Source organism: Phenylobacterium sp. (assembly GCF_030651185.1).
Classification (GTDB): domain Bacteria; phylum Pseudomonadota; class Alphaproteobacteria; order Caulobacterales; family Caulobacteraceae; genus Phenylobacterium.
Map to the genome: position 1 here is coordinate 96391 of NZ_JAUSCJ010000027.1, position 20305 is coordinate 116695.

The window sequence follows — 20305 nt, forward strand, 5'->3', positions numbered from 1 at the left end:
CCAAGGGTCAGTCTGGCCTGTTACCGGAAACGGGGGAACGGGCATGAAGTGGGTGATCGGACTGTTGGCGGTGCTAGGCGCGGGCATGGTCCTGGCCGGATGCGCCCTGACCGCCAAGGACATTCCCTATGCGACGCTGGAGGCCAAGTATGGCGGGCCGGCCTCGCACTACATGGATCTGCCGGGGGACCTGCGCGTCCACTACCGCGACCAGGGCAAGGCCGACGGGCCCGCCGTGGTGCTGGTGCATGGGTTCGCCGCCTCGCTGCACACCTGGGAGCCCTGGGTGGCGCGGTTGGCGCCCGACTATCGGGTCATCAGCCTGGACCTGCCCGGCCACGGCCTGACGCGCGCGCCCGAGGGCTATACCGCCGCCCAGGCGACCAATGTGGCGGTGGTGGACGAACTGACCCGCCGTCTGAAGGCCGACCGGTTCGTCATCGTCGGCAACTCGATGGGCGGCGGGGTCTCCTGGGCCTACGCCCTGGCCCATCCGCAGCGGCTGAACGGCCTGGTCCTGGTGGACGCCGCCGGCTGGCCCCGCGAGGACAAGGGCAATGAGAAGCCGCCGGTGGTGTTCAAGCTGCTGGGCAACTCGGCCGGCCGCGCCCTGCTGCGCAACATCAACCCCCGGCCCCTGGCGACCCGGGGGCTGAAGTCGGCCTATGTCGATGAGAGCGTGGTCACCCCGGCCGTGGTGGACCGCTATGTGGAGCTGGCGCTCGCGCCCGGGCACCGCGCCATTCTGACCTCGGGCCGCGACGGCCCGCAGAGGCGTATCGACCGGTCGGTGTTCGGCACGATCAAGACTCCGACCCTGGTGATGCACGGCGAGGCCGACACGGTGATCGACGTCGCCGCCGGGCGCGGGCTGGCCAGCGCCATCCCCGGCGCCAAGCTGATCACCTATCCCGGCGTCGGCCACGTGCCGATGGAGCAGATTCCTGATCGATCGGCCAAGGACCTGCGCGCCTTCCTCGCCGGGCTCCCCGCTACTTAGCGGCGAAGCAGTAGAAGAGGCCCGCGCCGCCGGTGGCCACCAGGTCGGGCTGCGAGCAGCTGCGGGTCTGGTGGGCGGCGTTCCAGGAGGTGGGGTTCTGGCCGCCGCCGATGCGGTCGTGATGGCCGACCATGGTCCGGCTCTCGCCCGACGACGTCCAGTTGTTGCAGGTCAGGTTCGGCGGCGCGACGGGAGCCGGGGTTCCGGCTGGCGCATTGGCGGGCAGGGGCATGGCCACCGGCGGCGCCAGGCGGCCGTCGGTGAGCGAGCCGGTCATGATGTCGTGCTGGTTGGGGCTGTCGCCGCGGCCTTTGACGGGGCTTCCCTTCTCGTCGAGGGAATTGGCCTTGCTGGTCAGCGCCCCTTCGCTGTGCAGGTCATCCAGGCTGGAGGCGATCTGCACGCCCTTGGCGTTGACCCAGGGCCCCTTGCCGATGCGGTCGCGGGCGTTGAGCGCCTTGCCCTTGGCGTCGGTGGCCGAGAGGTAGGCGCGCCAGGCGTGGTCGCCGATACCGGCCTCGACCGCCAGCTTCTTGCACCAGGCGTCGGCGCCCTTCAACCCGCCCAGGTCGCCGCCCTTGCCGGGGCCGACGCTGGTGATGAAGAAGGTGGTCTTGGACCTTTCCTTGGCGACGACCGCCGTGGTGGTCAGTGCGCCGATGGCGATGAGCGCCGCGGCGCCGCAGATGATCAGCCTGTTCATGCTTGCCTCCCTGGATTTGAGGCCGATGCTAACAGCAAAGAGGGAGAACACGATGACGCAGTTCGCAGCCGAGATCGCCGCCGCCCAAGGCGTGCTGGACGAGTTCATGGCAGGGTTCAATGCGCGGGATGTGGCGCGCTGGGACGCCACCTTCAACTTCCCCAGCGTGCGGCTGGCCTCCGGAACCCTGGTGATCCTGCAGGCGGGCGACCACAAGCCGGGCATGTTCGACAAGGGCGCGCTGGCCGACTGGGACCATTCGGCCTGGGAACGGCGCGAGGTGATCCATGCGGGCGCCGACAAGGTCCACATCGACACCCGCTTCAGCCGCTTCCGCAAGGACGGCAGCGTGATCGGCGGGTTCGATTCCATCTATGTGATCACGCGGGAGGACGGCCACTGGGGCGTCAAGGCGCGCTCCAGCTACGCGCCGTAGAGCCCGCGCCTATTTGGTGACGCTGAACGACCCCGCCGCGCCGGGGAAGACCACCGGGCTCTCATAGCCGTCGGCGGAGATGGCCGAGACGCCGAAGAACCAGTCGTCGATGACGACGCTCTTGAGCAGGTCGGTGGTGGCCGCGGTGTCCCTGGAATGCTGCCAGCGCGGCGCGGTGGTCTCGCGCCAGTGGATGCGGTAGCTCGCCGCACCGGGGCTGGGGTCCCAGGAGACCTTGGTGTCGGGGGAGACCGCCCCCTCGATCTTCACGCCCTCCGGGGGCGCGGGGGCGCGGGCGAGGGCCGCCATCATCATGACGTTGAGCTGGGTGACCTTGGTCAGGTAGGGGAAGTCGACACCGTCAATCGTGTCGCCATAGACCCGGCCGTTCTCGCTGCGCAGGTCCTGGTGCTGGCGGTCATAGTGCTCGGCGGCCTCGGTGACACGGATGGCGGGGAAGCCGGCGTTGAGCATCTCCACCTGGTCGCCGCCGCGACCGTAGCGGTCGGTGCGATAGACCATCACCACGTCGAGATCCTTCAGATAGGTGTCGGCTAGGCCGTCGGCGAAGCGGGCCAGGTTGCGCGAGGGGCTGTCGACCTCGCCGCCATTGTAGCGGCGGCTGTTGGCCTGTTCCGGTGTCTCGACGGCCTTGGTGCCCTCGGAGAACACCCGGACCTGGCGGTCATTGTGGACGCCGCTGGCGCCGTGGGTGTTGCCGATGATGTCGTTGTTGAGATCAGCCTCGACCCGCCAGCCCTGCTGCTTGGCGTAGGCGGCCAGCACCTTGCCGCCGTAGAGGCCCTGTTCCTCCCCCTCCAGCACGGCGAATACCAAGGTCGCTGGGAACCTATGTTTCGACAGCACGCGGGCGGCCTCGATCACGGCGGCGGTGCCCGAGCCGTCGTCATTGGCGCCCGGCGCGTCGGAGGTGAAGTCCATCACGTCGGTCACGCGACTGTCGATGTGGCCGGAGATGATGATCACCCGGTCCGGATCGGTGGTCCCCTTCTGGATGGCCAGGATGGCGCCGATCTCGGTGGGATTGGGCACGCGGCGGCCGGTAAAGGTCTCTTTCGGGACAGCGACGGTGAGGCAACCGCCGCAGGCCTTTGAAATCGCTTCGAACTCGGCGGCGGTCCAGCGCTCGGCGGCCCCGATGCCACGGGTCTCGGAGTTGCGGTCCGACAGGGTGTGGCGGGTGCCGAAGCTCACCAGCTTGGTGACGGTGGCGTGCAGCCTGGACTGCTGAACGTCCTTGGCGATCTGGACCAGCTCGGGCTGCGGCTTGGCGGCGGCGGTGAGCAGGGGGAAGGCGAGCAGGGCGGTCAGCAGGATGGGGCGCATGGGGACCTTCCAAAAGCGATGTCGATTGTTACGCCAGGGCGTCGCGCTCTGCTAGGACACCGCCATGAAACTCCCCATCGATATCGACAGCGTCAAAGGCTTCATGGACCCCGCCGAGGGGGCGGCGCTTTATGAGGCGGCGCTTGCCTGCGCCCCGCGCGGCCCGTGCCTGGAGATCGGGGCCTATTGCGGCAAGTCAGCGGTCTATCTGGGGACCGCCTGCCAGGCGGCCGGCGGCGTGCTGTTCTCCGTCGACCACCATCGCGGCTCGGAGGAGAACCAGCCGGGCTGGGAATATCACGACGCTGAGCTGTGGGACGACGCGGCGAACGCCATGGACACCCTGCCGTTCCTGCGCACGACCCTGCGCCGCGCGGGTCTGGAGGACGTGGTGTTTCCGGTGGTGGGCCGCTCGGCCCTGATCGCCAAGGCCTGGGCCACGCCGCTGAGCTTCCTGTTCATCGACGGCGGCCACACCATGGAGCACGCGCTCGGGGACTGGCGCCACTGGACGCCGCACCTGATGGCGGGCGGGACGCTAGCGATCCACGACGTGTTCCCCGACCCGGCGGACGGCGGCCGGCCGCCCTTCGAGATCTACCAGCGGGCCCTGGCCTCGGACCTCTACGAAGAGGTGGCGGCGGTGAAGAGTTTGCGGGTGTTGCGGCGGGTTTGAACTCGGCTCGCGGAGTTCGGGCATCTTTCGCGCCGAAACCGGACATTCCCAACGGCCGAGAAGGGTGGAAAGGAGACAGTAATGGCTCGGCCTGCGGCGCCGCTTGGTGAAACTCTATTGCGAAGCCGAGTTCCGCCTGTCTGAAGGGCAGGGTTCTACCTCCGGGAACCCTCGCCCTCCCGATTGTCGCAGGGTATTGTCCTACCTTAGGGTCGCTACGTCCGCCTGCACCCTCACCCTCAAGGACGAGGCACCAGCTTGCACCGTGAGGACAAACCGGCCGTTCGCGTCGGCGGTAAGACTGCGCCCGTCGATGGAGACCGAGGCGAGTCGGCAGGGTGCGCGCGCCAGGCATGCGGCAGTGACCTCGTACGCCCCGGGTTCCACCCGAAGCGTGGTCGAGACCCAGCCCTCTCTGTCGGTGGTTCCGATCTGCAGGGGGGGCGCGCCGGAGTTCCTCCGAAGGGCCACACGGCTTCCAGCGGCGGGGATGAATGTGTTCTGGCCCGTATTGATGAGATCATCCTTTCCGACCTGGATGTTTATGCTCTGGCCCGTAGTGAGGAGATCATCCCTTCCGACCTGGATATTTCCGCCACCTTGACCGCCGGCGCCGTTGACGGGCGTTGCGCCGGGACCGACCCGGGGAGACTCTCCGACCTGCGCAGTGTCAGTTTCGCGGTTGTTGATTACGCGGAGTCGATTTGCCGGGGGCGACGTCCTCTCGGTGGCGACTGTCGCACCCGATTGGCTGGTGGTCGCGCTTTGAGCGAAAGCTGATCCGGCGGATAGGGCAGCGCCTAGCGCGATGAGAATTCCTGCAGAGGCCTTCATGGCGCGTCTCCTTGTGCCTCGGTCCGGCGGCGGGCCTCCCGCTGACTCGTAGCAAGGCCCAGTCTGAGCCATCAGATCGACCAAGCTGTAGAGCCAGAACAGCGTTATGTCTCTGTGTAAAGGTCCGCTTTGGGTCGCGAGCGGCCTCGAGCAAGGCCGCGGCAAGCAGACGTTCCTGACACCGCCCGAAACCAGACCCGGTCGACGCCTGCAAAGGGTGGTCAGCGGACGCCGAGCTTACCTGGCTGATCCTCTACCGATGGCGATCACGTCTGCTCGCGTCTTGGGGCCGCTCTGCAGATAGAGCATAGCGCTTGGCAGGAACATCATCTCCCACTCGCGCGCCCATGCACCGACAGCTCTTTCCAACGCCGCCGAGAGCGTAGTCCCCGGGTCACTCTCGACCCACACTCTCATATCGTAGAGAGGCGCCAGATCGGGGTGCAGGGCCGAAACGCCCTCCACCACCGCAAGGCGTTCGGCCGACACAACCTTGAGCTCGCTGGACACGGAGCCGGTGCTCCAATCGTAAGGGTGGTAGGAACAGCGGCCAAAGCGCGCCAACGCATGTATGGCTGCCATGAACGCATCATAGCGGACATAGTCGAAGGGGAATGAAGGCGTGTTCCTCGAGGGCCACTCCACTTCTGGCTTCACGAAATCATCGAGCGAGAGGCACTCCGCGCCGAGTTCTCTGACTAGCCGCTCAGCCAGCGTCGACTTGCCAGCTAGTGGTAGGCCATCGACCGCCACCAGGAGCGGCTTAGGTTTGGACGCAACCGTCTCAACGATCTCATCGAAGTTCAGCCGCATTGGCCATGCTGAACAGACATTCTGAACTTCGGCAACGGGTCGAATGGGGAAATTGGATCGGTTCCGGAGAGTGGACTTCGACCCGCGACTTGTCGGCCACGGTGACGTCCGTCCAGGCATGGCGAACCTGTTGAGCTAGGCCCGCGAGATCAGCACATCCGACGCCGCCGACGCGCCGAGCCGCGCATCGAAGGCCAGGATGGCGGCGGCTTGGGTCCAGGTGGGGCGTTCGCGGGGCCAGACGATCTGCTCCTCGAACTGCCAGCCCATCCAGAAGGCGCCGTCGCCGTCGCGGTGGTTGAGCTGGGCGTCCAGCAGGGCGCCGGCGGCCGCCCGTGCGCCGAGGCTGAGCAGGGCCATGGCCAGTTCGCAGGACTCCGCCACCGTCACCCAGGGCTGGCTGGCCACGCAACGGCAGCCACGGCCGAGGACGGCGAAGCGTGGGGCGCGGGACTCGAGGCGGGCGAAGGAGGCGCCGGGCGACAGCACGCCGGCCAGGGCCGGATAGTACCAGTCCATGGCGAAGTCCGAGCGGTCCTGCAGGCGGTCGAAGCGGTGGGCCGCGTGGCGAATGGCGCAGCTGAGACGATCCTTGGCCTGGCGCCAGGCCGGCTGGGGTTCCCCTAGCAGGTCGGCCAGCTTCAGGGCGCAGTCAAGGCTCTTGAAGATCGAGGCGTTGCCCGCGAGCACGGCGTCATCGGCGCCGGTCCCGAAGGCTTCTTGGCTCCAGGAGATGTCGCCTTCCGGGTGCTGCAGGGTGAGTACGAAGTCGATGGCGGACTTCACCATCGGCCAGTAACGGCGGGTGAAGGTCAGGTCGTTGTCCAGGCGGTAGCGGTGCCAGAGCGCCACGGCGGGATAGGCGGCGAAGTTGCTGTCTCGGAACGCCGCGGCCGGTGTGCGGGCCATGTGCAGGCGGTCGGCCATCGGCAGGGTGTTGCCGTACTCGCCGAGCCAGGCGCCGGACTGCTCCTGCGACCAGGCGAGATACCCGAAGCCCCGATCGGCCGCCTCGAACTCGCCCATGGCGCCCAGGGCCATCAGGCATTCGGCGTGGTTCCAGGGGTCCCAAGGGCCCTTGTCGAACCATGGGATGGCGCCATTGGCCTGTTGCTGCGCCAGGATGACGTCCAGGGCGCCGGCATAGGGGGCGAGCGGGCCGCCGACGCGGTCGAAGGCCAGGCTCATGCGGGCGCCTTGCGGAAATAGAGCGCCACGCTCTTGCCTGCGAAGGGATTGGCGATGGCCTCCAGCACCCGTGTAAGGGCCGGCCGGTCCATCAGGTCCCAGACCAGGAAGCGGTGGTAGAGCTTCACCAGCGGATGGTCGTCGCGGCGGTCCCAGAAGGCGCACTTCAGCCACCAGTAGGGGCTGTGCAGGGCGTGGGCATAGTGCTTGCCACGATAGGTGAAGCCGAGGTCGCTGATGGACTTGCGCAGGTCCGGCTCGTGGAAGATGCGGACGTGGCCGCCGGGCTGGTCGGCATAGCCGTCCTTGCCGGGCGCCAGGGCCCAGCAGATGCGCTCGGGCCAGGCGCGGGGCACGGTGGGGACGAAGCGGCCCCCGGGCTTCAGCACGCGGCGGATCTCGGCCAGCGCCTTGTCGTATTCGTGCAGGTGCTCCAGCACCTCCGAGCAGATCACCACGTCGAAGGCGGCGTCGGCGAAGGGCAGGCGGTAGGCGTCGCCGGAGAGGAAACCGGTCGCCGCGCCGTCCGTGACCGGTGGCAGGTGGTCCAGGCCCTCGCGGGCCTTCACCAGGCTGGGGATGTCGAGGTCCAGGCCCACGACATTGACCCCGGGGATCATGTGCACGCCGTGGACGTGGCGGCCTTCGCCGCAGCCCAGGTCCAGCACCCAGTCGCCGGCCTTCAGGCCCAGGGTTTCAAGTCTGACGGTCAGCATTGGCGGGCGATGGCGCGGCGCAGGACAGCCTCATAGGCCTCGGCGGCCCGGTCCCAGGAGAAGGCCTTGCGGGCGCGCTGGCGGGCGGCGGCGCCCAGGTCGGCGCGGCGGGCCGGATCGTTCAGCAGGGCGCCGATGGCGCGGGCCAGGGCTGCGCTATCGCCCTTGGGCACGATGACGCCGGCGTCGCCGACCACCTCGGGTAGGGAGCCGCCGTCGGTGACCACCACGGGGGCGCCGCAGCTCATGGCCTCGGCGGCGGGCAGGCCGAAGCCTTCGTAGAGGGAGGGGGTCACGCAGATGGTGGCCCGCGCATACTGCTCGGCCATCTCGTCATTGCTGAGGTCGTGGATGAAGCTGACCCGGTCCAGCAGGTTGAGGTCGTCCAGCAGCTCGGTGGTGGGGCCTTCGCGCAGCTTGCCGATGACGACGAGCTCAAGGCGCGGATAGGTCTCCAGCAGGGCGGAATAGGCTTCGATCAGGTGCTTCAGGCCCTTCAGCGGCACGTCGGCGCTGGCGGTGGTGAGCAGCCGATTGTCGCGCCGCCGGATGTCGGGCTGAGGTTTGAAAGTGTCCTGGTCGATGCCCAGGTGGATGACGCTCATCGCCCGGCGGTCGACCTTGAGGCAGGCGGCCACGTCGGCGGCGGCCGCCTCTGAGACCGCGATCACCTCGGCGAGGCGCGGGGCGACCTTCTCCTGCATCTTCAGGAACGAATACCACTGGCGGGTCAGCAGGCGCATGCCCCACTGGGGTTCGGCGGCGAGCGCCAGCTCCAGGTCACGGCGGATCGGGTGGTGGATGACGCCGACCACGGGCAGGCCGGCGCGCTCGATGTCCAGCAGGCCTTGGCTCAGAGACTGGTTGTCCAGCACCACGTCGTAGTCGCCGCGGTGGGCGCGCAGGTATTTCGCGGCGCGGCGGCCGAAGGTCCACGGCTCCATGAACTTGCCGAGCCAGTGGCCGAAATACTCGGCGGTGTCAGTCCAGCTCAGCAGGTGGCGCCAGCGAAGGGCGCGGTGGCCATTGTGCGGCTGATTGTAGAGGTCCAGCGACGGCAGGGTGATCAGGCGCACGCCGTCGGGCACGTCGGGGTAGGGCGGACCTGAGAGGATGTCGACCTGGTGGCCCCGGCGGGCCAGGGCCGCGGCGGCCTGGCTGAGATAGACGCCCTGTCCCCCAACGCGAGGATCAGATCGATAGGAAAGAAATGCGATGCGCAGCGGCGGAGCGCCGACGACCCCGGACGGGGCGCGCGTCTCCGAGACGCCGACAGGGGGAGAGGGTGTTTGCAGCATCGCCGCTGTCCTTAACGCGTCAGCGGCGGAAAGGACTAGAACCAAACCCCGCGATCACACGGTAATGTTGTTTCAGCTCGGATATGTGGCGGGGCGCTAAACCCGCTCCACCACCAGGGGCATGCCGCCCTTCGGCCGGATGGCGATGTCGCCGGTGGGCTCGACGGTGTGGCCGGCGACGGGGCGAAAGCGGAAGCGGGCCAGCCAGTGGGAGAGCACCAGCAGGCCCTCGGCCTGGGCGAAGGCCGCTCCGATACAGACCCGTGGGCCGGCGCCGAAGGGGATGTACTGGAAGCGATGATGGCCGGCCTTGGCCTCCGGGTCGAAGTTCTCCGGGTTGAAGATGTCGGGCTCGCTCCACAGCCGGCGGTGGCGGTGGACGATCCAGGGCCAGATAGAGATCTGGTCGCCCTTGCGGATGGCGTGGCCGCAGAGCTCGTCGTCGGCCATGGCCTCGCGGTCGATGCGCAGGGCCGGCGGATAGAGCCGCAGGGTCTCGTCCCAGACCATCTTCAGATAGGGCAGGCGGGCGAGGATTTCCTCCGGGGTTCCGCCGGCGTCCCAGGCGGCGCGGGCCTCCTCGCCGGCCCAGGCCTGGGCCTGGCGGTCGCGGCTCAGCAGGTACAACGCCCAGGTGAGCGCATTGGCTGTGGTCTCGTGACCGGCGCCCAGGAAGGTGACGGCGTTGTCGAGGGCTAGCTTGGCGGCCGTCCTGGGCGGGTGGGTCTGGCTGAAGGCGTCGATGACCCGGGTCATGAAGTCCTGGGGCGGGTTCGGGTCGGCCTGGCGTCGGGCGATGAAGTCGGCCAGCTTGCCGATGATGAAGCGACGGCCCGCCGCCCCGCGCCACTGGACCGGGTTCTGATCCAGCCAGGGCATGCCGAAGATCGGGCCCAGGCGGTACTGGGTCATGGCCTTCATGACGGCGGCCAAGTGGCCCGAGGCCTCCTCCACCGTGAAGCCCGCGGCCGAGGAGAACAGGGTGGCGTTGATGATGTCGAAGGTGGTGCGCAGGCTCTCGGCGGCCACGTCGATCACGTCGCTGTCGCCGGTGGCCCAGCGGTCTGCGGTCTGCTCGGCGACGGCGGCGAAGGTGGGGGTGAACTCGGTCACCATGGCGGGCGTGAAGACCGGGGCCATCATCCGCCGCTGCTCGCGCCAGGCTTCGCCGTTGGTGGTCAGCAGGCCCTCGCCCAGCGCGACGCTGAGCATCTTATTGACCAGGGCCGGCTTCTGATAATTGCCGAGCTTGTCCATCAGCACCTGCTGGATGGCGGCGGGGTCGCTGATGAAATGGTAGGTCAGGTTGAAGACCCTGCGGGTCTTGTGATGGGTCTCGAAAGCCACGGTCGGCCAGCCGTTCAGCGGGTTCTGAGCCGCCTTGTCGACGAAGATCCGCCAGACCGGCAGCCAGTCGTCAGGACGCTCCGGCGCCGCGGGTCTGAAATGGTGCGCAAAGGCGGCGGCGTCGGTCATGACCTATCCCCTTGGGTCGTGAACGGGTGAAGTGCGACGTCAGGATGAGAGAAATTGATGCATCGCAACAAACGATATAACGGTGTTGTTCTTGTGAGCTGAGATCACAAAGCAGGCGATGACGAGACGTTCGCTACCCCCCTTGACGGCCCTGCGCGCCTTCGAGGCCTTCGCGCGGCTGGGCAAGATGACCACGGCGGCGGAAGAACTGTTCGTGACCCACGGGGCCGTCAGCCGGCAGATCCGCAGCCTGGAGGAGGCGGTGGGCCTCGCCCTGACCGAGGGGCCACGGCACCGGCTGAAGCTGACCGATGCGGGAGAGCGGTTGGCGGCGTCGCTGTCGGGGGCCTTCGACCGGGTGGAGCGGACACTGGCGGATCTGAAGTCGGCCGACGACACCGAGCTGCACCTGTCGTGCCTGGGCACCTTCGCCATGCGCTGGCTGATCCCCCGGCTGGGGTCGTTCCACGATCAGCATCCGGGCCTGAGGGTGCGGGTGACCGAGAGTTTCGCCCCGGCCGACTTCGCCCGCGAACGCTATGACGCGGCCATCCGCCTGACCGAGCACGTGCCGGCCCATGGCGGGGAGGCGATCGCCTTCCTGGACAATTTCCACGGCCCGGTCGCCGCGCCGCAGTTGACCGGGGCGACGCCGGGGGTGAAGGCCTTCGCCAGCCTGCCCCGTCTGCACACCCGACCGCATCTGCAGGCCTGGTCGGAGTGGGAGCGCCACACCGGGATTTCGCTCCCCGAGGCGGCGCAGAACCGCGAGTTCGAGCACCTGTTCTACATGCTGGAGGCCGCGGTGGCGGGGCAGGGCGTGGGCCTGAGCCCCTTCGTCTATGTGGCGGCCGACATCGAGGCCGGACGGCTGGCGGCGCCGATGGGGTTCGTGCGCACCCCGGCCCAGTTCTACCTGATCCTCCCGCCCGGCCCCGCCAGGCCGGCGGCCTTCGCCTTCCGCAACTGGCTGCTGGACGAGGCGGCGAAAGTCCCGACGCCTAGTTGAACACCTGCGTCAGGCGGAACACGGCTGGGAGCAGCAGGACCCCCAGCAGGCAGGGGAAGATGAACAAGATCAGGGGCACGGTGAGCTTCACCGGCAGGGCCAGCGCCTTTTCCTCGGCCCGCAGCATCCGCTTCTGGCGCATGTCCTGGGAGAAGACCGAGAGGGTTTCCCCAAGACTGGTGCCCATGTCCTCGGCTTGACGAAGCATGGTGGCGAAGGACCGCGCGTCGTCGATGCCCAGGCGGTCGGCGAAGGCGGTCCAGGCCTCCTTGCGCGACTTGCCGGCGCGAAGCTCCAGGGTCAGCATCCGCAGGTGGATGGTCAGGCGCGGATAGCGGCGGACCAGTTCCTCGGTGACCCGGCCGACGGCGGCGTCCAGCGACAGGCCCGCCTCAACCGAGGCCACCAGCAGGTCCAGCAGGTCGGGGAAGCCGTCGGCATATTCCCGCTCACGGTCCTTCTGGCGCGCCGACAGCACCTGGTCGGGGCCGAGCAGGGCGATGAGCGCCAGGGTCGCGGCCAGCAGCACCGGGGCCATGCCCTGGCCGGGCTTCAGGGCGAAGGGCAGCAGGACGATGGTGCCCAGGGTGGCCGCCGCCAGGGCCGCGGCCCGCGCGCCGAGATAGTAGATCGCCGCCTCCCGGCCGAAGAAGCCGGCGCGGACCAGACGCATGCGGACGTCGGAGACCTTGGACGGGTCCCGCACGGCGGCCTGCTGGCCCAGGCGGCGCACGCTGGCGGTGACCTGGCCGAGGATGCGGACCTCGCCGCGCCCGGTGTCGATGGGAGACGCGGGGTCCTGGAATCTGGCCTTGCGCAGGGCGCGCACCCGCAACTCGCCGAACACCAGGGCGCCGCCGCCCGCGACGCCCACGCCAACCATGGCCAGGCCGAACCAGAGGATGAGGGTCTGCAGGTCCATGGCGCTAGATCCGCATATCGACCATGCGGCGCATGATCAGGTTGCCGATGGCGATCCAGACGCCCATGGCGATCAGCCCGGTCTGGATGAAGGGCTCGCCCAACACCTCGCCGTAGAAGTCGGGCGACATCAGGTGGATGGCGCCTCCGGCGATGAACGGCGCGAGGGTGAGGATGAGGGCGGAGATTCGCCCCTCGGCCGAGGCGGCCTTGATCTTCAGGCGCATGCGGTGGCGTTCGCGCACGGTGGCGGCGTTGAGCTTCAGCAGGCCCGTCAGGTTGCCGCCGGCCCGCTCCTGCAGGCGCACGGTGGCGGCGAACAGGTCGACGTCTGGGTGCTGGCAGCGCTGGGACATGCGGCCGATGGCCTGTTCCAGGGTGGCGCCATAGGCGATCTCGTCGGCGGCCATGCCGAATTCCGAGCCGATGGGATCGGCCATCTCGCGGCCCACCAGCTGGATGGCGGTGGGGACCGGGTGGCCGGCCTCCAGGCTGCGGACGATGATCTCCAGGCCCTGGGGCAGCTGGTGGCCCAGCGCCTTGGAGCGGCGGGCGGCCATGAACTTCAGGAAGAAGATGGGGCCCGCGCCGCCGAACAGGATCGCGCCGACCGGGGCCATCAGCAGGCTGTGGGTGAAGACCACGATGAGGATCGCGCCGGCGACGGCCGCGGCGATCACCGCCATCAGCCACTTCTTCGGGTCATAGGGCACGCCGGAGCGGACGATCAGTTCGGCCAGCCACTTCACGCCGGCCCGCAGGTCGCCGGCGGCGGTGAGGCCGCGCTGCTTGCGCAGCTCCACCACCAGCTCCTGGATGCCGCCGATGCGCTCGGAGACCTTGAGCCGCTGGTTGACGCGGCGCTTGACCTTGGCGGTTCCGAGCAGTCCGAAACAGGCTTGGCCCGCGGCGAAGACGGCCGCGAAGACCAGGACGAGATAGGCGCTCTTGGCGTCGAAGCCCATCAGCCCAGCACCCGCGAGGGATCGAAGTTGGCGGTGTCGTAGGCGATGCCGCGGCGGGTCATCTCGTCCAGGCAGCGGGCGCGCAGGCCGCTGGCGCGGAACTCGCCGTGGACCACGCCGTCGGCCGTCGTGTGCAGGCGGTTGAAGAAGAAGATCTCCTGCATCTGCACCACCTGGCCCTCCATGCCGGTGATCTCGGTGACGCTCATCAGCTTCCGCTTGCCGTCCGACAGACGCATGATCTGGATGATCAGCCCCACCGCCGAGGCGATCTGGCCGCGCACCGCTTCAGGGCTGAGCTTCATGCCCGACATGGCCACCATCTGCTCCAGGCGGGTGATGGCGTCGCGCGGCGTGTTGGCGTGGATGGTGGCCATGGAGCCCTCGTGGCCGGTGTTCATGGCCTGGAGCATGTCGAAGGCTTCCTCGCCCCGGACTTCCCCCAGGATCACCCGGTCGGGCCGCATCCGCAGGGCGTTCTTCACCAGTTCCCGCTGACGGATCTCGCCCTTGCCCTCGATATTGGGCGGGCGGGTTTCCAGACGCACGATGTGCGGCTGCTGCATCTGCAGCTCGGCGGCGTCCTCGATGGTGATCAGCCGCTCCTTGTGGCTGATGGCGGCCGACAGCGCGTTGAGCAGGGTGGTCTTGCCCGAGCCGGTGCCGCCGGAGATCACGGTGGAGACCCGGGCCTTGATGGCCCCGTGCAGGAAGTCGGCGACGCACTGGGGCATGGCGCCCACGTCCACCAGCTTTTCCAGGGTGTAGGGCTTCTTGGAGAACTTGCGGATCGAGACGCAGGCCCCGTCGATGGCGATGGGGGCGATGGCGGCGTTGACCCGGCTGCCGTCGGGCAGGCGGGCGTCCACCATGGGCTGGCTCTCGTCGATGCGGCGGCCAACCCCGGCGACGATGCGGTTGACGATGCGCAGCAGGTGGTCGTTGTCGCGGAAGCGGACGGCGGTGGGCTCCAGTTCGCCGCGTCGCTCGACATAGACCTGGAAGGGGCCGTTGATCAGGATGTCGTTGATGCTGTCATCCTTGAGCAGGGGCTCAAGGGGGCCTAGCCCCATCATCTCGTCATAGACCGACGAGCCCAGGTCCTCGAGTTCGGCGGTGTTGAGCACCAGCCGTTCGGCGCGGGCGAAGTCGCCCACAAGCGCCATGACCTGCCGGCGCAGTTCCTTTTCGCCGACGGACTCCAGCTTCGAGAGATCAAGTTCTTCAATAAGTTGTGCGTGTAACTTAAGCTTGATGTCGAGCATCTGGCTCTCGGCCAGCGCGGTCGACGCCGAAGCGCTGGGGGGCGGGACGCTGTCGGGCGCCGGCGCGGGGGTTTGTGTCTCGACCACCTCGAGAGCGACGGGTTTGGCGAGGCTGAAGCGTCCCATCAGGCGGCTCGCGACGGGGCGGCGACCGCCGGGACGAAGGGCGCGCGGCGGCCACGTTCAGCCAGCAGGCGGTCCACCAGCGCCCCGACATCGCGGACGATCTTGGACTTCGGCCGGTGCTGGCTGATGGCGCCGCCCAGGTTCACCGACGCCGCGGCGGCTTCCCAGTCCGACGAGATGCCGCCGTCGGCCTTGCGTTGCAGGGCCTTCTCAGCCTCGGCGGTGGAGGGGGCGGGACCGAACATGCGGTTGGCCAGGCGGTTGAGCACGATCCGGGGCCGCAGGGACGCGGCGGCCTCCACCTCGTCGGAGAGGGCGCGGGCGGCCAGCAGGGCCGGCACGGTCAACTCGGAGACCACCACCACCTCGTCGGAGCCGGACAGCGCGTCCAGGCTCCAGGAATGGCGATGACGGGGCATGTCGAGGACGACATGGTCGTAGGCCTCGCAGGCGATCTCCAGGATGCGCAGGACCGCCTCGCGGGAGATGGAGGTGAAGGCGCCTGGATCGCGGGGGCAGGCCAGCAGATCCAGGCCCTTGCCCACCGGCGTGGCGAAGGCGGCCAGGAGCGCGGCGTCCATGCGTTCGGCGGCGGGCCCGAACTCGGCCAGGCCCATGGAAGGTGTCGCGCCGAGATAGGGGGCGCAGGCGCCGTCGGCCAGGTGCAGGTCGATCAGGCAGACGCTGTTGGCGCGGCTGGAACGGGCGGCGAGCGCGTTGGCGATCTCGATGGCCACCATGGTGGCGCCCGCGCCGCCGACCGCGCCCATCACCGACCAGCAGCGGGAGTGGTGGCCCTGGGCGCTGGGCGTCTGGGCGGCGGCCTGGTCCAGCAAGGCGTAGATGGCGTTCTGCAGCTGGTCGTGGGTGAATGGCGTCTCCACCACGTCGGCATGGGGCAGGCGCATTAGGGCGCGGACCAGGCCGACCGGCAGGTGTCCGCCGAGGAACAGGGTCGGCGGCAGGTCGGGAATGTCCGACAGGGTGGCCACGGCCGCGGCCAGGGCGGCGGGCTCGGCATGGTCGGCGTCGATCAGGATGAGGTCGGTCATCCCGGGGCGAAGGTCGGAGAGACGCTCAAGGCCCGCCACCTCCATGGCCGCCCCGAACAGCGGGCCGCGCGCCAGGGGGGCCAGGCTGTCGCCAATGGCCAGGACCCGGCGGCCCAGCAGGCTCCAGTTGCTCATGTGGGCGCCCCCGTGCGGGCCGAGCCCTCGACCCTGGCCAGGGGCTTGTCCAGCGCCAGGCCGTTGAGGATCAGGTCGATGGCGGTGGCCTCATTGCCGGCCATGATGGTGGAGGTGGCGTGATAGTCGTCGCCGCCGGCCATGCGCGGGGTGACGATGATCACCAGTTCGGTCTCGGACTTTTTCCAGCGCGAGGAGCGGAACAGGCTGCCCAGGACCGGCACGTCGCCTACGCCCGGAAGCTGGCGCACCGCGTTGGAATAGTCCTGCTGGAAGAGGCCCGCGATGGCGAAGCTCTCGCCCGAGCGCAGTTCGACGGTGGTGTTGGCGCGGCGGACCACCAGGCTGGGAATCTCGATGCCGTTCAGCTTCAACGGGGTGCGGCTGTCGAGCTGGCTGACCTCAGGGGCCACCTGCAGGCGGATCAGGCCGTTGTCCTGGACGGTGGGCTGGAAGTCGAGGGTCACGCCGAACGGGCGGAACTCGATGGTGACCGAGTCGCGGCCATTGGGAACCGGGAAGGGGAACTCCCCGCCGGCCAGGAAGCTGGCCTTCTCGCCGGACAGGGCCACCAGGTTGGGCTTGGCCAGGGTACGGATCACGCCCTTTTCCTCCAGGGCGCGGAGGACCACGTCGATGGTGGCGGTCCCCAGCGTGCCACGCAGGGACAGGCCGCCCTGCGGGGCGGTATTGCCGATCAGGCCCGTGCCCGTCTGCAGGGCGAAGGTGGAGCCGTTGCTGGCGTTGATGTTGAAGCCGATGTCCTTCAGCGAAGACCGGCTCGCCTCCAGGACGCGGACCTCCAGGATCACCTGCTGAGAAGCGCGGACGGTCAGGGCCGAGGTGACGGAACCGGGCGCGAACTTCTCGGCCAGCCCCTTGGCCTTGGCGGCCGCGGCGGTGGTGGAGACGTCGCCGGCCAGCAGCAGGCCTTCGCCGAGGTTGCGGACCTGGATCAGCTCGCCCGGCAGGGCGGCGGCCAGGTCTTCCTGCAGGGCGTCGGCGTCATAGCCGACGCGGACGTCCACCACTTCCTGCAAGGCGCCGCCCGAGCCGTAGATCAGCAGGTTGGTAGAGCCCAGCGCCTTGCCGCGCACATAAAAGCTGCGGTCGGTGGTGGCGACGATCTGCGCGGTCTCGGGCTGGGCCACCACGATCTTGCTGGCGGGGCTGTCGAGCCGGAACGAGGCCGACTTGTTGCGCGGCACGGTGATGACCCGGGAGCGGGCGGCCTCGCTGGAGAACTGTTCGGCGGCGGCGGGCAGGCCGGCGCCGAGGACCAGGGCGGCGGCGAGCGCGCCGAGGAGAGGGGGGTGGAGCATGGCTGGGGTGTCCTTAGGCCGCGGGCTTGGCGCTGGCGGCCGGGGCGGAATTCTCGCCTTCGACGATGGTGATGCGGCCGCCGGACGGGGCGCCGGACGCCCGCGCGCGGCGCGGGGCGCGGGGCGTGGCCGAGGCGACCTCCGCGACCGGTTCGACGTCCGAGGCGCCGAGCGGGCGCAGGGCCAACGAGAGCGAGCCGAGCTCGGCGGCGATGGCGAGTTTCTGGGCGTCCTTGACGCTGACCTCCAGGGTGGTGGTCGACGGCTTCTCGGCCTTGGTGGAGGTCGGGTCGGCATTGAGGTCGACGCCCAGGACGCGGACGTTCTGCACCACAAGCTGCGAGGTCAGCATCTTGTGCGGGCCTTCCGGGGTCATGTTGCGCATCATCACCACGTCCACCCGGTCGCCGGGCAGAGCGTGGCCGCCGACGCCCGAGATGTCGTTCACCCCGATGGCGTAGGCGCGCATGCCGGGCTCCAGCTCGGCGGCCACCGAGGGCCGGGCGCCGGGGCCCGACAGCTTGGCGGGCAGCAGGGGTTCGCGGGCGGCGATCAGGGTCAGGGCGACGGGGGCGCCGCCGTGATCCTGGGCCAGGACCTGGGCGACCGAGGCGAAGGCGTTGGCCGGGGCGGCGTCCTTGGGCACGCGGATCAGCTTCAGGTGACCGGCGTCCAGGCGCTCGCCATAGGCGATGTCGCGGGCGGCCACCACCACCGAGACGGCGTTGGCCATGGGGGAGACCACGACCTGCGCGGCCTGCACCTTTCCGGTGTCGGGCAAGGCGACCCGGGCCACGATGATGGCGCCCAGGCCCAGGGCGACGGACGCTCCCAGACTGCCGATTGTCACGAGCCGCATGCCCACCCCTGGTGCTAATAGCGTCAAACTATCAGCCAGTTATCGGTGGGCCCCCTTGCGATAGGCCGAAGAAAGACGGTGAGTGAGTGTAAACCCTAATCACGCAGGTTGCGTTGACGGCCGACCCTAGGCCGCCTTCAGCGTGACGTCGGCCGTGAAGCCATTGGCGATGCAGGCGATCACATGGGCGGCGGCTTCGGCTCGCGACTTCGCCACCCCTGAGCGGCAGGGCTGGCCGGACTCGTCAAAGGTCGCCCAGAGCCACCGGCCATCCCGCGGCCGGATTTTGAAGGTGTAACGCCTGTCGTGCGGCATGCCGACGTCTCCATTCCTTGGGAACAGGGAACGCTAGTGATTTCAGACGGTTCCGTCGGATCTCCGACCCAACCGAGCCGGCGTTGTTCGGTCAGGCCTCGGTCTTCAGGGCCTCATAGGCTTCCACGGCCGCCATCCACTCCTGTTCGGCCGCGTCGAGGGCGGCCTGGGCCTTGGCGCGGTCGGCGCCCAGGCGGGCGGCCTTGCCAGGGTCCTTGGTGAAGATGTTGGGGTCGGTAAGCGCCTTGTCGAGCTCGGCGACGGCGGTGGTGGCGCGGGCCAGGGCCGCCTCGGCCTGTTCGGCGCGCCGGCGCGCGGTGCCGGTAGGGACCTTGGCCTTGGGGGCCGCCTTGACCGACGGCGGGGCGGCGGCGGCCTGCGGAACCTGGGACGGACCCTTGGCGGCCTGGCGGGCGCGGTCGATCACCAGCTTGGCGTAGTCGTCCATGTCGCCGTTGAAGGGGGCGATGGTGCCGTCGGCGGCGAGCCACAGGCGGTCGGCCACCAGCTCCATCAGCGACCGGTCGTGGGTGATCAGGATGACGGCGCCGGCATACTCGTTCAGCGCGTCCAGCAGGGCGCGGCGGCTGTCGATATCCAGGTGGTTGGTGGGTTCATCGAGGATCAGGAGGTGAGGGGCCTCCATGGCCACCATGTTCAGCAGCAGGCGCGCGCGCTCGCCGCCCGACAGGTTGGCGACCGTGGTCTCCACCTTCTGCACGCCCATGCCGAACTGGGCCAGGCGCGAGCGGCGGGCCGCGTCGCTGGCCTCGGGCATGGCCCGCCGGATGATCTCCAGCGGGGTGTCGGAGGGATCGAGCGCCTCGATCTGGTGCTGGTGGAACCAGCCCACCTTCAGGCGGCGGTCGCGGCGCAGGTCGCCGTGCATGACCTGCAGGGCCCCGGCGATCAGCTTGGCGAAGGTCGACTTGCCGGCCCCGTTGACGCCCAGCAGGCCGATGCGGTCGTCCAGGTCCAGGCGCAGGTCCATGTTGCGCAGGATCGGCGAGCCGTCATAGCCCGCCGAGGCGCCCTCCAGGCGGATCAGGGGCGGGGGCACCGGACGTTCCGGCGAGGGCAGGATGAAGGGGGCGGTGCGTTCGGCCGCGACGACGGAGACCGGCGGCAGCTTGGCCAACTGCTTCAGGCGTGACTGGGCCTGGGTGGCCTTGGACGCCGTGGCGCGGAAGCGGTCGACGAAGGCCTGCAGGTGTGCGCGCTGGGCGTCGATCTTGGACTTGTTGGATTCCAGCAGGCGCGCCCGCTCGGCGCGCTGGGTTTCGAAGTTGTCGTAGTTGCCCGGATACAGGTCGAGCTTGCCCGAATGCAGGTGGAGGATGTGGTCCACCGAGTTGTTCAGGATTTCGCGGTCGTGGCTGATGATGATGGCGCTGTTGGGATACTTCTTCAGCCGAGCTTCCAGCCAGAGCGCGCCTTCCAGGTCGAGATAGTTGGTCGGTTCGTCCAGTAGCAGCAGGTCGGGCTCGGCGAACAGGGCCGCGGCCAGGGCCACGCGCATCCGCCAGCCGCCGGAGAACTCGGCCATCGGCCGCGACAGATCGGCGTGGGAGAAGCCAAGGCCCGAGAGGATTTCCGCCGCCCGGCTGGGCGCGCGATCGGCGCCGATGTCGCTGAGCCGGGCGTAGATCTCGCCCAGGTGCTCGGGCTCGGCGGTGTCCAGCGAGGCCATCAGGGTCTCGCGTTCGACGTCGGCGGCCAGCACGGTGTCCATCAGGGTCACCGGGGTGGCCGGGTGCTCCTGGTCGACCGAGGCGATGCGGGCGGCCTTCGGATAGCCGATCTCGCCCGAACCCTGGTGAAGCTGACCCAGGATCAGCTTGAACAGGGT

19 protein-coding genes are annotated in these 20305 nt (G+C 69.1%); 4 read left to right on the forward strand and 15 right to left on the reverse strand.

From position 1 onward, the window contains the following. The first annotated feature begins 43 nt into the window (after positions 1-43). On the forward strand, positions 44-1000 hold the full coding sequence (locus tag Q7J39_RS13055) for an alpha/beta fold hydrolase (RefSeq protein ID WP_304825572.1): 957 nt from the start codon (positions 44-46) through the stop codon (positions 998-1000). Here the strand turns inward: Q7J39_RS13055 and Q7J39_RS13060 are convergent. After that, positions 993-1703 (reverse strand): hypothetical protein, encoded by a 711-nt coding sequence (locus tag Q7J39_RS13060; protein ID WP_304825575.1) that lies wholly within the window; start codon positions 1701-1703, stop codon positions 993-995. The genes Q7J39_RS13055 and Q7J39_RS13060 overlap by 8 nt on opposite strands. A gap of 52 nt (positions 1704-1755) precedes the next feature. Between Q7J39_RS13060 and Q7J39_RS13065 the strand changes: the two genes are divergently transcribed. Beyond that, the gene (locus Q7J39_RS13065; RefSeq protein WP_304825578.1) at positions 1756-2139 is read left to right on the forward strand and encodes a hypothetical protein; all 384 of its coding nucleotides are present in this window, start codon (positions 1756-1758) and stop codon (positions 2137-2139) included. 9 nt (positions 2140-2148) lie between these two features. Here Q7J39_RS13065 and Q7J39_RS13070 read toward each other — a convergent pair whose 3' ends face one another. Further along, positions 2149-3486: a M28 family peptidase gene (locus tag Q7J39_RS13070; protein ID WP_304825581.1), complete on the reverse strand. Its 1338-nt coding sequence runs from the start codon at positions 3484-3486 to the stop codon at positions 2149-2151. A gap of 64 nt (positions 3487-3550) precedes the next feature. On the opposite strand from Q7J39_RS13070, the gene Q7J39_RS13075 reads away from it, so the two are divergent. Further along, complete coding sequence (locus tag Q7J39_RS13075; protein ID WP_304825584.1) at positions 3551-4162, forward strand: class I SAM-dependent methyltransferase; 612 nt, start codon at positions 3551-3553, stop codon at positions 4160-4162. A gap of 1071 nt (positions 4163-5233) precedes the next feature. Here Q7J39_RS13075 and Q7J39_RS13080 read toward each other — a convergent pair. The 5 genes from Q7J39_RS13080 to Q7J39_RS13100 all read right to left on the reverse strand — a co-directional run bounded on the left by Q7J39_RS13080 (position 5234) and on the right by Q7J39_RS13100 (position 10487). Continuing rightward, entirely contained in the window at positions 5234-5809 is a 576-nt protein-coding gene (locus Q7J39_RS13080; RefSeq protein ID WP_304825586.1) for a uridine kinase, read from the reverse strand. A gap of 135 nt (positions 5810-5944) precedes the next feature. Continuing rightward, positions 5945-6997 (reverse strand): hypothetical protein, encoded by a 1053-nt coding sequence (locus tag Q7J39_RS13085; protein ID WP_304825589.1) that lies wholly within the window; start codon positions 6995-6997, stop codon positions 5945-5947. Continuing rightward, on the reverse strand, positions 6994-7713 hold the full coding sequence (locus tag Q7J39_RS13090) for a class I SAM-dependent methyltransferase (RefSeq protein WP_304825592.1): 720 nt from the start codon (positions 7711-7713) through the stop codon (positions 6994-6996). The genes Q7J39_RS13085 and Q7J39_RS13090 overlap by 4 nt, the downstream gene beginning before the upstream one ends. Then, positions 7707-9011, reverse strand: a complete 1305-nt coding sequence (locus tag Q7J39_RS13095) for a glycosyltransferase family 4 protein (RefSeq protein ID WP_304825595.1) — start codon at positions 9009-9011, stop codon at positions 7707-7709. Before Q7J39_RS13095 ends, Q7J39_RS13090 begins: the two co-directional genes overlap by 7 nt. A 96-nt stretch (positions 9012-9107) precedes the next feature. Further along, positions 9108-10487, reverse strand: coding sequence for a cytochrome P450 (locus Q7J39_RS13100; RefSeq protein WP_304825598.1), 1380 nt, complete (start codon positions 10485-10487; stop codon positions 9108-9110). A 118-nt stretch (positions 10488-10605) separates the two neighbouring features. Between Q7J39_RS13100 and Q7J39_RS13105 the strand changes: the two genes are divergently transcribed. Then, positions 10606-11496 carry a LysR substrate-binding domain-containing protein gene (locus tag Q7J39_RS13105; RefSeq protein WP_304825600.1) on the forward strand — a complete coding sequence of 297 codons (891 nt, stop codon included), beginning with the start codon at positions 10606-10608 and terminating at the stop codon, positions 11494-11496. Here the strand turns inward: Q7J39_RS13105 and Q7J39_RS13110 are convergent. The 8 genes from Q7J39_RS13110 to Q7J39_RS13145 form a co-directional block, all read right to left on the reverse strand. Next, on the reverse strand, positions 11489-12418 hold the full coding sequence (locus tag Q7J39_RS13110; RefSeq protein ID WP_304825603.1) for a type II secretion system F family protein: 930 nt from the start codon (positions 12416-12418) through the stop codon (positions 11489-11491). The two genes, Q7J39_RS13105 and Q7J39_RS13110, sit on opposite strands and share 8 nt — an antisense overlap. Before the next feature lie 4 nt (positions 12419-12422). Further along, entirely contained in the window at positions 12423-13382 is a 960-nt protein-coding gene (locus Q7J39_RS13115) for a type II secretion system F family protein (protein WP_304825606.1), read from the reverse strand. After that, the gene (locus Q7J39_RS13120) at positions 13382-14773 is read right to left on the reverse strand and encodes a CpaF family protein (protein WP_304825610.1); all 1392 of its coding nucleotides are present in this window, start codon (positions 14771-14773) and stop codon (positions 13382-13384) included. The genes Q7J39_RS13115 and Q7J39_RS13120 overlap by 1 nt, the downstream gene beginning before the upstream one ends. Further along, complete coding sequence (locus Q7J39_RS13125) at positions 14773-15960, reverse strand: hypothetical protein (RefSeq protein ID WP_304825613.1); 1188 nt, start codon at positions 15958-15960, stop codon at positions 14773-14775. The genes Q7J39_RS13120 and Q7J39_RS13125 overlap by 1 nt, the downstream gene beginning before the upstream one ends. After that, the gene (locus Q7J39_RS13130; RefSeq protein ID WP_304825618.1) at positions 15957-17282 is read right to left on the reverse strand and encodes a type II and III secretion system protein family protein; all 1326 of its coding nucleotides are present in this window, start codon (positions 17280-17282) and stop codon (positions 15957-15959) included. Before Q7J39_RS13130 ends, Q7J39_RS13125 begins: the two co-directional genes overlap by 4 nt. Before the next feature lie 13 nt (positions 17283-17295). Further along, a complete protein-coding gene (cpaB, locus tag Q7J39_RS13135; protein ID WP_304825621.1) occupies positions 17296-18141 on the reverse strand; it encodes a Flp pilus assembly protein CpaB in 846 nt (281 codons plus the stop codon). A gap of 126 nt (positions 18142-18267) precedes the next feature. Next, positions 18268-18456 carry a hypothetical protein gene (locus Q7J39_RS13140; RefSeq protein ID WP_304825624.1) on the reverse strand — a complete coding sequence of 63 codons (189 nt, stop codon included), beginning with the start codon at positions 18454-18456 and terminating at the stop codon, positions 18268-18270. Positions 18457-18547: 91 nt separating this feature from the next. Then, positions 18548-20305: ABC-F family ATP-binding cassette domain-containing protein (locus tag Q7J39_RS13145; RefSeq protein ID WP_304825627.1), on the reverse strand; the 1758-nt coding region annotated here is incomplete at its 5' end.